This window comes from Gracilibacillus sp. HCP3S3_G5_2 (genome assembly GCF_052063305.1).
Lineage (GTDB): Bacteria > Bacillota > Bacilli > Bacillales > Amphibacillaceae > Gracilibacillus.
On record NZ_JBQHXU010000003.1, the window covers coordinates 389,479 to 403,042 of the forward strand.

A 13,564-nucleotide genomic window follows, 5' to 3' on the forward strand; every position below is an offset into this window, starting at 1 on the left:
TTATCATCCTTTATATTCCTAATTAGCCATTTGTTGTAATGCTTTGTCCATTTCCTCAATTTTAGCCATGGCATTTGGATCTACTTCTTCTAATGCCTTTACCGCTGTTTCTAATGCATTTTCGTATTTATGATCTCTAAACAATTTCTCTGCCTCAGATAAATGAGCTGCTAAAAGTGGGTGAGAACTTCGGTATCTGTTTCCATATTGTATCGCTAGTTCTACTAATCGCGCTTGATCTAATAATAAATTCGTTTGTTCTACAAAATTATCGACTGATTTTGTTGCTTCGGATATACTATGTTGCACCTTTCCCATATCTAATGGAGGTTTTTGCAAATTTTTTAATACAACTTCACATTTTTCCGTTGATTCTTCTAAAGCATTGATAATAAAAGAAGGAATGCCTGGTATATTACTTTTTTGCAACTTCTTTTCTGTCTGGATTAATTGTTTCTTTAGTGCTGTGATCTTTTCCTTTGCTTCTGTCTCATCTTTTCTTAAATCTTTAATTTGTAGTTGGAAATCTTCTTGTGCTTTATCTAACTTGTTAAGATCTTCTGAGAATATGTCGAGTTTTTCCTTAATTTCCAAATGATTAGCTTTTCGGGCTTCATAGTCCTCTTCAATATGTTCAAATTGATTTTTCAATTTATCAAGCCATTTTTCTAAACTTAAAAATAGCTCCAGGTCTGCTTCTTCTAAGTAGTATGTTTGCTGCAATTCTTTAATCTGCTTAGAAGTATCACCAATTTGTTTTTGAACATCCAATAATTGTTGTCTTTCATTTGGAAACTGACTTTCGACAATCGATTTGGATTTTGCTTCTTTTTCCAATAACTGAAACATCTCGTTCAGCCGCTCTTCGATTTGTTCCAATGATTCTTCAATGGTGTTTGTTTCCCCGTTATCTAATTCTTTTATCGCATTTTTTAACAGATTTTCGTATTGTTTTAATTCCTTTTCAAAACCGAACTGTTTAACACGATAGCCTTCTTCCTCCATTTCGACCATGCCTCTAAGCAATTCTTTCATCTGTTCAGGAATAACCTGTTTACATTGGCGATAAATGCCTGGAAATGCACTTATTCGCAGATCGATTGTTTCGACTTCTTCTTTTAATGACTCAATTAGTTCTTGTGCTTCTATATAATTCCCTTCATCTGTTAAGGTAGAGTAATCTGATAATCTTTTCTCCAGCTTCGTTAATTCGGATTCAAATATAATTTCCGCTCGTCCAAATTGTGTTCGGTTATGTAGTAAATATTTCTTCAAATCTTTAATTCTTGGTTCTAATTCACTGATTTCATGTCGTACATATTTTTCAGAGTTCAGTAAATGATCCAGCTCTTTATACATTGTTTCAATGTTATCTTCAATTTTTTGTAAGGATTTTTCTACATGTTGTAAATTTTTCCTTGATGCATTAATTCGAAATCTATCTGCAGCTTCTTCTGCATCTAACAAGTATTCTTCCATGTCAGGAAGTTCTCTTGTCAGTATGTAATCCCAGTTTTCTTTCCAGCTTTCAAATTTTACTTGTGTTTCCCCTGATAAATTCAGCTTTTTTACCTTAGCTAATTCAGCTGTAACATTTCGATTCATAATATCCATCTTCCAAGCTTCAAGTTGATCGACATTATCATAGACCTTTTTCCTAAAGATTAGCCCAGTAATAAGTAATGCGATAATAATAAGAATTCCACCGATCACGAATTCCAACATAAGTAATCCTCCTTTAAAACAACCGATAACTTGTATATGTATAGTTACATTTTCTTATTTTTTTTGAGACGACTTTATTGTTACTTGTTATGATACCATGTTTCTACACCTTTTTGCTAAAATTTTTACTATTTTTGAATATTTTTATCGAATTCTGTATTTTCCAATTTGAAGTTTCCTGATTTGTCACTTTAGAAAATCTATTGTATGATAAGTGAAATTCATAAAAGTCAGATAATGAGGAGTGGCGATAAATGTTCGAAACACAAGCATATAATGGTAGAAAAGAAAAAGATTATCCGATTGTTATTAAACAATTAGATGCACTTTTATATGATGAGCCAGATGTGATTGCAAATTTATCAAATGCAGCTGCACTATTAAACCAATTCCTTCATGAAGTAAACTGGGTTGGTTTCTATATTTGGAAGGATAATGAATTAGTGTTGGGACCATTTCAAGGACTACCAGCATGTGTGCGTATAAAAAGTGGTAAAGGAGTATGTGGAACAGCTGTTGCGGAAATGAAAACCCAATTGGTAGCAGATGTCCACCAATTCCCTGGCCATATTGCTTGCGATGCTGCTAGTCAATCAGAAATTGTTGTACCCATTAAGAAAAATGGGGAAATTTTTGGCGTACTAGACATCGATAGTCCTATCAAAAACCGTTTCGATGAAACAGATCAAAAGTATTTAGAGGAATTCGTGCAAACTTTAGAAAAATATATCTAGAATGATCACTAGATGTTGACATTCCTTCCCTCGCATCATATAATGGACTTTGTGTAAAAAAGGTAGCCTATGTGAACCGCTGGCTGACCATTTTGTTCCTTACATTGGTTCTACAACTGATACCACCACGTCCTGTGGTGAAAGTAAGGTGTATCGAGTAACCCTCTGCTACTAGGGCGAGGATGCATGAAAACAAAATGGCTGTCGAGAGAGGGACACACTGTCTTATTTTATGCAAAATTCATATATAAAGGAGAAGATGCACAATGGCTCGATATACAGGTTCTGTATGGAAAAAGTCTCGTCGTCTTGGTATCTCATTAACAGGTACTGGTAAGGAGTTAGACAAACGCCCTTACGCACCAGGTCAGCATGGACCGAATCAACGTCGTAAACTATCTGAGTATGGTTTACAATTACAAGAAAAACAAAAGCTACGTTTCATGTACGGAGTAAACGAACGTCAATTCCGTAACCTTTTTGATCGTGCTGGTAAAATGAAAGGTATCCATGGTGAGAACTTCATGATTCTTCTTGAATCTCGTCTTGATAATCTTGTTTACCGCCTAGGACTTGCTAGAACTCGTCGTCAAGCACGTCAATTGGTAAACCACGGTCATATTACTGTTGATGGAAGCCGTGTAGATATTCCATCTTACCAAGTAAAACCTGGTCAAGTTATCGGTGTTCGTGAAAAATCTCAAAAGCTAGATATCATTGCTGACGCTGTTGAGGCTAACACTTTCACACCTGAATACGTAACATTTGACGCAGATAAATTAGAAGGTACATTCACTCGCTTACCAGAGCGTTCAGAATTACCAGCTGAGATTAACGAAGCGCTTATTGTTGAGTTCTACTCTCGTTAATTTCTATACAACGCAGATAATATTTTTAAAAGCCTTAGAAATGTTGATTTTATCAATGTTTCAAGGCTTTTTTATTTTATGTTGTTTTGCAAATTAATGCATAAAAGTGGTGCTAGTAAATATCAAGCGAGTAGACGGTACATGGGTATATAAACAAAGCATCTACTTATTCGGTAGGTGTGAAGAGACCTAATTAAATGAGGCAGAGGAAAAAGCAGCTCCAAAGTCGTATATAAAAATTGAAGTCTTTTATTCTCATGGGGTGGGGAAAATATGGATCTATAAAACAATAGAAAATCTCCCATAGACTCCACCACTCTATGGGAGATAATACGTTTAAACAATAGTTAGATTTTAATTACAATATTTGAGAGAGGAATAACTTGGTCCGTTCATTTTTAGGATGATCAAACAATTCTTCTGGTGTACCTGTCTCAACAATCTCTCCTTGATCAAATAATACGATTCGATCAGCAACCTCACGGGCAAATCCCATTTCATGCGTGACACAGAGCATGGTCATTCCTGATTGTGCTAACTCTTTCATTACATCGAGTACTTCTTTAATCATTTCAGGGTCAAGTGCCGAGGTAGGCTCATCAAACAACATAATTTCCGGCTGCATGGCAAGCGCCCTTGCTATTGCTACCCGCTGCTGCTGACCACCTGATAATTGCCCTGGATATTTATGGGCTTGTTCCGGAATTCCCACTCGTTCTAAAAGCTCTAAAGCATGTTTTTCCGCTTCGGCCTTCGGCTTTTTTCGAACCCAAATTGGTGCAAGTGTGATATTTTTCAAAATGGTCATATGGGGAAACAAATTAAATTGCTGAAATACCATACCTGTTTCTCTTCTAATTTGTTCGATACTTTTAACGTCATGAGATAAGTTAATCCCGTCGATCGTTATTTCACCTTGTTGAATTTCTTCTAAACCATTAATGGTTCTAATAAACGTAGATTTACCTGAACCTGAAGGACCTAATATGACTAAAACCTCTCCTTTTCTGACATCCAGGTTAACATCCTTTAATACATGAAGCTCGCCAAACCACTTATTGACATTCTTACATGAAATAAAATATGGATCTTCCATCACTGATGGTTCTTGAACGGATTGTTGTTCCATTAAACCATTCCCCTTTCCTTTAACGTTCCCCTACTCCAAGGGATTTTTCAAGTCTTCGACTTGCATAAGACATCGAATAGGCAATCATCCAATAAATAACGGCTACAAACAAATAAACCTCCATAATACTTCCTAAATAATCTGGATTTGATTTTACCGATTGCGCTATACCTAACAGATCCATTAAGCCGACAATGGTCACTAACGATGTATCTTTAAACATGGAAATGCTTTGACCAACAATTGCAGGTATGACTGCTCGTAATGCTTGTGGCATAATAATGAAAAACATCGACTGAACCGGATTCAGCCCTAATGCTTTCGCAGCTTCTCCTTGACCACTCGATATCGATTGCAAACCACCACGAACATTTTCAGCCATGTATGCTGCGGTAAATAACGTGGCACCTATCATCGCACTAACTACATTGTTAATGGAAAATCCTTGCGGTAAGAATAGTGGAATCATAAAAATCGACATAAAAAATATCGTAATCAACGGTACCCCTCTAATTGTTTCAATGTAAACTATACAGAAGTATTTGATAACAGGCAGTTTACTAGCCCTACCTAATGCAAGCAAAATGCCAATCGGTATCGATAAAAGAATAGCGACAATAGACAAAATAACAGTTAACAAAAGACCGCCCCATACATTCGTAGCCACTTGGGGTAATAATCCATAACCATTTACAAAAAATAGAATGACCGGGAAGGAAATCAACCAGCCTGTTAAAACGAACATTCTTTGTTTAGGGAGTTTCGGACCGATAAAATATCCACCGATAACACACAAAACACAACCAGCCAACCAAAGTTTAGAAGTAGTCGCGGTGAATGGTAGTAAAGCATGAACAAGCATAACAATCGCTAATACACTAGCTAAATGAAAGATAGTTCCCTTCCAAATTCCTGCAGATAAGCCAAATAGTAGCGATACAAATATTAAACATAGCCAAATTCGCCAGAGTTGTTCTAACGGGTACTGACCAACCATGAATAATTTGAAATTATCGGTTACTACATCCCATCTCGCATCAGTAAGAAGCCATGTTACAACACCTGTGGCAATATAGTAAATAACTACCAATGAAATCAATGTTAAAATACTGTTATACCAATTATTAAATAGATTTTTCCTTATCCAAGCTCCCAATCCAATTTTTACGTTAGGAGGTGAGTTGGGAGCAAGATCTGTTTTTACATCTGTATTTATATCCACTAACCATCACCTCTCAACAATTTGCATTTTCTTATTAAAGACATTCATAAAAATAGAGGTTATAATACTTAAAATTAAGTACACCACAATCATAATAAGGATTGATTGAATTGCTCTACCCGTTTGATTGTTAATAGTTGTGGCAACATAAACCAAATCAGGGTAACCAGCCGCTATTGCAAGACTGGAGTTTTTCGTAAGATTTAAATATTGACTTGTCACAGGAGGGATCATAATACGGATTGCTTGAGGAAATACGACAAATCTCATAGAAGTAGAACTTTTAAGCCCCAGCGCTTTAGAAGCCTCAATTTGACCTTTTGAAACGGATTGAATACCTCCACGTACAATTTCTGCTATATATGTTGCAGTATAGATGGTTAACGCCAAAAAGATCGCTAAGAAATTTTCTGAAACAATATAACCTCCCTCAAAGTTAAAATTCCCTAATACCGGATAATCGACTGTAATTGGCGCTTTATCTGTAGCAATGAACGCAATCACAAGTGAAAGAATAAATCCAATGATTGCCCACAACAACGGGTATTTTTTCTTTCCTGTCCTTACTTGCATATTAAGTCTGTTTTTCCAAATAATAATTGCTAACAAAACGCCAAGTAAAATGGTAATTATCCAAGCTATTGTACTTGTAGTGGTATCAAACCAGGGGATAGCTGCACCACGATTACTCAAAAAAATCGGTCCTAATTTTACACTTTCTTTTACATCGGGTAAGGCTAAAAATACCGCAAAATACCAGATTAAAATTTGAACGAGCAATGGCGTATTCCTGAAAATTTCAATATAAACGGTTGCCAATTTTTGAACAATCCAATTACTGGATAAGCGACTAATCCCGACAATCACTCCAATGATCGTTGCAAAAACAATGCCAATAGCCGATACTTTTAATGTATTTAAAATACCAACCATAACAGCTTTCATATAAGTATCGGTTGATTGATACTGTATCATCGATTCCCCAATGTTAAAGGAAGCCATATTTTGTAAGAATCCGAAACCTAGATTAATTCCTAATGCTTGTAATCTATTAAAGGCATTCTGAAAGAGATAATACGCAACTCCAATAATTACTACAATGAATAATAATTGAAGAATAACAGGTATTATTCGATTATCTCGCCAAAACAGAGTCGACATATTCATCTCTGCGTTTTTCTTCAATTTGGTTCACCTCCAAGTATATGTAAGCTTTGAATCTTATTGAAAGATCTGCTCGTCGCAAAAGGAAGAGCAGATCTCTCTTCATAATTTCCGTAAAATTAACGGAAAGGAGGTGAATACAAGAGACCACCATTTGTCCAGTTCTCATTTAAGCCTCTTTCTAAATTAAAGATGGTATCAGGACCTAAATGTCGGTCATAAATTTCCCCATAGTTACCAACATGTTTAATAACTCGATATGCAAAATCTTCAGATAACCCCATCATTGGACCTAAGTCACCTTCAAGTCCTAATAGTCTTCGAATAACAGGGTCATCACTGTCTAGAAATTCATCCACATTTTCAGAGGTGATACCTAATTCTTCTGCTTCGATAGTTGCGAATGTAACCCACTTGACAATATTGAACCATTGATCATCACCCTGTCTTACCGCTGGTCCAAGTGGTTCCTTAGAAAGTGCTTCATCTAGAATAATGTGTCCTTCTGGCTCAGATAAAGTCGCCAACCTTGACACTAGACCTGATTTATCTGTTGTCCAAGCATCCACACTGCCTTCTTCATAAGCAGCGACTAATGCATCACTATCATCAAAGGTTACTTGCTCATAGTCAATACCCAATTTCCGAAATTGGTCAGCAAGATTTAATTCTGTAGTCGTACCTGTTTCTACTCCAATACGTGCACCTGATAAATCTTCTAAGCTACTAATTCCACTATCTGCACGGACCATCATTCCTTGACCATCGTAGAAAGTCGTAGGGCCAAAATTGGCACCTAAATCAGCATCCCTTGTCGTTGTCCATGTTGTATTTCGAATTAATACATCTACCTCTCCAGTTTGTAATGCTGTAAAACGTTCATCAGCTGACAGAGGCCTTACTTCGATAGCTTCCGGATCATCAAAAATTGCTGCTGCTACAGCTTTTCCAAAATCAACGTCAAACCCTTCAATTTCTCCATCTCCATCGAGATAACCAAACCCGGGAAGTTGATTATTTCCACCTAAGACTAAATGCCCTCGATCTTCTACTACAGCTAGTGTTGACTGAGCTGAATTGGCTGCCTCATTATCATCTGCATTACTATCTGTTTCTTCTGTATTGGAATCGTCTGTTGCATCTGTTCCCTCTTCTGAACTAGCATCATCTGATGTACACCCTACTAAAAATAGCGCTAAAAAAAGCATAAGAATTGCAAGTGCCCTCGTCATTGACTTTCTCCATCTTAACAAGATAAAATCCCCCTTATTTTAATTTAGTTCTATGTAAAAATAGAACCCTAAATTAATTCCCCTGATGTAAAGTGCTAATTACGATGACAAGTTACACGCTAAACTCCAGTAACTTTATTCCATTTTACCTATATCCACTAATTCCCCCTATATTATTGTCAGATAATGTAACGATATTTTTACATAATTAAGTTACCAAAGCATTTTTATGTTATATTTTCTAACGGATTATTTTGTAGTAGCATAGATATGTAGGCAAATAAATTAAAACCTCGTACAAATAAAAAAACTCCGGTTTTTCTACAAACCAGAGTTCTTCCATTCATAATTAATGTGGTACTTATTTCTTTTCGTCCTGTGCACCCCACCAGGAAACATTTTTTAACCCTTTCACATTCTTATAATGAAATTCAGGATCTGTTCCTTGTTTTCTCTGTTTCACATAATCTTGGAGTACATCCATCGCAATTTTACTTAACAGCAAGATGGCAATTAAATTGACTACAGCCATCATTGCCATAAACAGATCTGCCATATCCCAGACAATCTGTATGGATGCGAGGGAACCAAACATTACCATTGCTAAAACAAATATACGATAGACATTAACCCATACTCCTTTTGGATTTAAAAAGCTGACATTCGTCTCACCATAATAATAGTTACCGATGACAGAACTGAAAGCAAAGAAGAAGATCGTTATCGCTAAGAAAATAGATGCCCATTCACCAACATGTGCACTGAGTGCGACCTGTGTCAGCTGAATACCATCTTCTGATGCTTGATAGAAATTATCATATAGAATGATAATAAAGGCTGTTAAACTGCAAATGACTATAGTATCAAAAAACACTGCTAGTGATTGAACAAGTCCTTGTTTTGCCGGGTGATTAACACCAGCTGTTGCAGCAGCATTCGGAGCACTACCCATCCCACCTTCATTAGAGAAAAGACCGCGGCGTATACCGTACATCATTGCTGCACCAGCACCTCCACCAAAGACTTCTTCTAATCCAAATGCATTTCTGATGATAAGCATAAATACATCCGGGATAGCTGTAATATTAGTAAATACCACGTAGAGTGCTACAACCATATAAATAAACGCCATGATTGGAACGATGACTCCTGCAACAGATGCAATACGTTTTATACCTCCAAAAATAATTAAGCCTGCTAACACAACAAGAAGAATTCCTGTCCATACTTTGTCAATATTAAACGCTTGTTCAACTGCTGCTGAGATTGTATTTGCTTGAACAGCATTAAAAATAAAACCGAAAGTAATGGTGATCAAGATCGAGAACACAACACCAAGCCATTTTTGTCCTAAAGCTTTTTCCATATAATAGGCCGGTCCACCCCTGAAACCATCTTTATCTGGAATTTTATATACTTGGGCAAGTGTACTTTCAATAAATGCAGTTGCCATCCCAATGAAAGCAATTATCCACATCCAGAACACAGCACCAGGTCCACCAATGGCAACCGCTAATGCTACTCCTGCTAAGTTTCCTGTTCCGACTCTAGACGCTATCGTAATACTAAAAGCTTGGAAAGCATTTGTTCCTTTTTTACCACTTTGCTCGACAGCTTCTTCAGAAATAACTTTAAACATATCGCCAAATAATCGAAACTGAACAAATTTAGAGCGAAGAGTAAAGAATAGGCCTGCACCTATTAATAAATAAATTAATACATAATCCCATAGAATTAAATTACCCCATTCCACGATTTTGGAAGCTATAAATTCTATATTATCCATGATGTCACTCCTTTCATCTAAAAACCTATACCCCAAAAACAATAATATAATACAATTCATATCAAAAAACAAGCAAATCCCTCATCCAATATATGGACGAGGGATATGTACTTATTTTGAAACTGCTGCTTCCTCCATCAACCTGCTTGCCACAGCTTCTGTAAACTCAATGGTTGTTTTGGGGACTACCGATTTTAGTACACTATTAATCATAGGTCCCATCATACCACCGGCGGATATGTTAAGACACCCTGTAACATTGGTCATTTCCGCATTGATTTTTTCAGCATGAAAATATCCACTACCTCCAACATTTTCGGTAATTCCTTTTAAGTCGAACGTAACACTTGTAGGCTCCACCCATTTATTTATATGGACTGTTAATCCTATCTTTTTTTGAATTCTGCCAACGTCACCTTTGAAAAACCATGTCGATTGACGCTCATTAATAATCTGATGCTCAATATAACCTGGGACAAGCGGTGCCCATCTGTTTATATCACTGACAAACTCCCAAACCTTTTCAATCGGCAAATCGATGCGGACAAAATGTGTTCCATTTGGCATGTAAATCCCTCCTTATCATTTCATATGTTGAACGTTGAACAATCATTCATATTTTTATCTTTTATTATTGTAAAGAAAATGTAATTTACTTCGACACCGTACGTTGAGGATCATTTCATTCGGTTCTTGTAATTTTTTGGTTTAAAAATTACTTTGCTTTATTTAAGCTTAAACAATTTTCGCAAAAATTTTCTTCTTATGCTAACGAATAAGGTATATTCTTACCTATTAAGTTATACACTACCAATAGCTTATTGGTAATCGGAGGATACCACCATGTATAAAAAACATGAACGTTGGTTAGTTATTTTAGCCTTTTTTGTTGCCTTTGTGATCGGCTTATCTTTATTAGGACGTATTTTTTCAGGATGAGAGGTAGTATATAGATGGAAAGTGAACAAGCAGTATTTTATAGCAGACTCTTGACCGAAATAACACTTTCATTCCATATCATTTATGCGACGATTGGTGTGGGGGTTCCATTTCTTATTTTCCTTGCACAGTGGCTTGGAATAAAAAAACAAGATGAACATTACATTTTATTAGCAAGAAGATGGACAAGGGGCTTCATCATTACAGTTGCGGTAGGAGTCGTAACCGGGACAGCTATTGGCTTACAACTGAATTTGTTATGGCCAACTTTTATGGAGTTAGCAGGAAATGTAATCGCCTTGCCATTGTTCATGGAAACCTTTGCTTTCTTTTTTGAAGCAATTTTTCTTGGGATCTACTTATATACATGGGACAGATTTCGTGACCAGCGCAAACATATGTTATTGCTACTCCCTGTTGCGATTGGAGCTTCATTTTCTGCAATTTTTATAACAATGGTTAATGCTTTTATGAATGCACCACAGGGGTTTGAGTTAATGAATGGTGAATTTATTAATGTGGAGCCGATTGTTGCCATGTTTAATCCAGCCATGCCGACAAAGGTTGCTCACGTCGTAGCAACAGCCTATATGACCTCCGCATTTGTATTAGCATCGATTGGCGCAGTTCGCATGCTAAAAGGCTCTAATCATATTTATCATAAAAAAGCTCTGTTACTTACCATAAAAGTTGGACTAGTATTCTCCATTGCTTCTGCTGTCATCGGAGATTTTGCAGGGAAATACTTGGCAGAATATCAACCAGAAAAGCTTGCGGCAATGGAATGGCATTTTGAAACAGAGGAACAAGCATCATTAACCTTACTCGGTTTTCTTACCGATGAAGATGAAATTAAATTTTCTATAGAAGTCCCTTATGCATTAAGTATACTCGCCCACGGAGATCCAAATGCAGAAGTAATAGGACTAGACCAATTTGCAGAAGATGAAATTCCTCCACTCTATATTCATTATCTGTTTAACATTATGGTGATTATCGGTCTTTTTGCCACAATCATCGCATTATTCTATATCGTGGGACATGCATTGAGGAAAAGTTTTATTTGGAGTAAAACCTTCCTGTGGCTGATCATAAGCACAGGGCCATTAACGATTATTGCCATAGAAGCTGGATGGTGGTTAGCTGAAGTAGGCAGACAGCCATGGGTCTTACGAGGAATTTTACGTACAGAAGATGCTGCCACGACAAGTAATCATGTTGATTTGATGCTCATGCTCTTTATCGGATTATATACAGTACTCGGAATAGCAAGTGTTATCGTGTTAACTCGCATGTTTAAGAATAATCCAGTTGAACAAGAACTATTGGATCGTGGCAAACGTTAAGAACAACAATTGGAGCAAGCGGGCACCAATAAAAATGGACGAATTGATGACTACGTTTCGCCGAGTGGATAAGTGTATCTACCAACTTTGACCCGCTTACCATCTTGTCAATCAACAAGCTTTCTTTATTTAGGGTTTTTAAGGCTATACATCTCTGTTTTATCCTTACTTTATCAGCATAGAAATGGAAGGTGAGCTAAGTGACCTATGAAATTATTGGGATAGTAGTGCTCTGGCTATTTTTATTTGGATATATCATCGTTGCTTCTATTGATTTTGGAGCAGGATTTTTTCATGCCTACAGTGTGTTAACCAATAAACAGCATATCATCAGCAAAATTGTCCAACGGTATCTTTCTCCTGTATGGGAAGTTACCAATGTATTTCTTGTTTTTTTCTTTGTCGGGATTGTAGGGTTCTTTCCTAGTACTGCCTTTTATTACGGAACAGTATTATTAGTCCCCGCAAGCCTCTCCCTCATCTTATTAGCAGTACGTGGTGCATATTATGCGTTTACTACCTACGGCAAATTAAAAAGTAATTTCTGGACTTACCTATATGGATTTTCCGGATTATTAATTCCTGCCTCGCTTTCCATTGTATTGACCATTTCGGAAGGTGGATTTATTGAAATAGAGAATAATGAGCTCTCCTTGCAATATCAAGCATTGTTTACAAGTTCGTTAACATGGAGCATTGTAATCTTAAGTTTAACCTCCGTTCTCTATATTTCTGCTGTTTTTCTAACTTGGTATGCTAATAAAGCGAAAGATAAAGCTGCAACCGCTCTGCTACGCAAATACGCCTTAATATGGGCAGGTCCCGCTATCATTACAGCTACAGGTATTATTGTGGAAATGAGAACTCATAATCCCATTCATTTTGAAAGAATGGTTGATTTATGGTGGATGTTTGTTCTATCAGGAATATTATTTATCGCAACAATCTATTTGATTTGGCGAAAAAAATCATATGGACTTGCTTTTTCCTTACTTACCGGACAATTTTTTATTGCTTTCTATGCCTACGGAATTTCTCATTATCCATATTTGCTTTATCCTTATTTGACAATAGATGAAGGCTTTACAAGCGAAGGGATGGCTATCGCTTTAATTATTGCCTTTATTGCAGGTCTTTGTTTATTACTTCCTTCGCTATGGTTATTATTACGACTTTTCCTATTTAATAAAGATTATGTGGAAGGAAAAATGAAGTAGTGTGCAAACACTTGATTGGGAGGGATCAAAAGATGAGCGAATTCATCATTTTTTATGCACCATTTATTATCCTTATTATCAGTATTATCTTTACGTTCTGGTTTGTTACAAAAGATAATAAAATCAACTAATCATCTATGCCATTGTTTGAAAAAGATGACATACATGAGCTAAAAAATACTAGAAAACCAGGCAGGCTTT

12 protein-coding genes are annotated in these 13,564 nt (G+C 36.4%); 5 read left to right on the forward strand and 7 right to left on the reverse strand.

The genetic code is table 11. From position 1 onward, the window contains the following. Positions 1-18: 18 nt before the first annotated feature. A complete protein-coding gene (locus ACTNEP_RS06920; protein ID WP_441161046.1) occupies positions 19-1,725 on the reverse strand; it encodes a septation ring formation regulator EzrA in 1,707 nt (568 codons plus the stop codon). Positions 1,726-1,979: 254 nt separating this feature from the next. Here ACTNEP_RS06920 and ACTNEP_RS06925 point away from each other — a divergent pair, with 254 nt between their 5' ends. Continuing rightward, positions 1,980-2,459, forward strand: coding sequence for a GAF domain-containing protein (locus tag ACTNEP_RS06925; RefSeq protein WP_441161047.1), 480 nt, complete (start codon positions 1,980-1,982; stop codon positions 2,457-2,459). A gap of 266 nt (positions 2,460-2,725) precedes the next feature. Then, positions 2,726-3,328: a 30S ribosomal protein S4 gene (rpsD, locus tag ACTNEP_RS06930; protein WP_441161048.1), complete on the forward strand. Its 603-nt coding sequence runs from the start codon at positions 2,726-2,728 to the stop codon at positions 3,326-3,328. Positions 3,329-3,686: 358 nt separating this feature from the next. Here rpsD and ACTNEP_RS06935 read toward each other — a convergent pair whose 3' ends face one another. The 6 genes from ACTNEP_RS06935 to ACTNEP_RS06960 all read right to left on the reverse strand — a co-directional run bounded on the left by ACTNEP_RS06935 (position 3,687) and on the right by ACTNEP_RS06960 (position 10,428). Then, a complete protein-coding gene (locus ACTNEP_RS06935) occupies positions 3,687-4,457 on the reverse strand; it encodes an amino acid ABC transporter ATP-binding protein (protein WP_441161049.1) in 771 nt (256 codons plus the stop codon). Between the two features lie 19 nt (positions 4,458-4,476). After that, positions 4,477-5,679 carry an amino acid ABC transporter permease gene (locus ACTNEP_RS06940; RefSeq protein ID WP_441161050.1) on the reverse strand — a complete coding sequence of 401 codons (1,203 nt, stop codon included), beginning with the start codon at positions 5,677-5,679 and terminating at the stop codon, positions 4,477-4,479. A gap of 6 nt (positions 5,680-5,685) precedes the next feature. Further along, positions 5,686-6,864, reverse strand: a complete 1,179-nt coding sequence (locus tag ACTNEP_RS06945; protein ID WP_441161051.1) for an amino acid ABC transporter permease — start codon at positions 6,862-6,864, stop codon at positions 5,686-5,688. Between the two features lie 98 nt (positions 6,865-6,962). Then, the gene (locus tag ACTNEP_RS06950; protein ID WP_441161117.1) at positions 6,963-8,075 is read right to left on the reverse strand and encodes an amino acid ABC transporter substrate-binding protein; all 1,113 of its coding nucleotides are present in this window, start codon (positions 8,073-8,075) and stop codon (positions 6,963-6,965) included. 361 nt (positions 8,076-8,436) lie between these two features. Beyond that, positions 8,437-9,861, reverse strand: a complete 1,425-nt coding sequence (locus ACTNEP_RS06955) for an alanine/glycine:cation symporter family protein (RefSeq protein WP_441161053.1) — start codon at positions 9,859-9,861, stop codon at positions 8,437-8,439. 111 nt (positions 9,862-9,972) lie between these two features. Next, positions 9,973-10,428: a CoxG family protein gene (locus tag ACTNEP_RS06960; protein WP_441161054.1), complete on the reverse strand. Its 456-nt coding sequence runs from the start codon at positions 10,426-10,428 to the stop codon at positions 9,973-9,975. Positions 10,429-10,814: 386 nt separating this feature from the next. Between ACTNEP_RS06960 and ACTNEP_RS06965 the strand changes: the two genes are divergently transcribed. The 3 genes from ACTNEP_RS06965 (at position 10,815) to cydS (ending at position 13,494) form a co-directional block, all read left to right on the forward strand. After that, positions 10,815-12,146, forward strand: coding sequence for a cytochrome ubiquinol oxidase subunit I (locus tag ACTNEP_RS06965; protein ID WP_441161055.1), 1,332 nt, complete (start codon positions 10,815-10,817; stop codon positions 12,144-12,146). A 200-nt stretch (positions 12,147-12,346) separates the two neighbouring features. Continuing rightward, the gene (locus tag ACTNEP_RS06970; protein WP_441161056.1) at positions 12,347-13,363 is read left to right on the forward strand and encodes a cytochrome d ubiquinol oxidase subunit II; all 1,017 of its coding nucleotides are present in this window, start codon (positions 12,347-12,349) and stop codon (positions 13,361-13,363) included. A gap of 32 nt (positions 13,364-13,395) precedes the next feature. Then, entirely contained in the window at positions 13,396-13,494 is a 99-nt protein-coding gene (cydS, locus tag ACTNEP_RS06975; RefSeq protein ID WP_441161058.1) for a cytochrome bd oxidase small subunit CydS, read from the forward strand. Positions 13,495-13,564 lie beyond the last annotated feature (70 nt).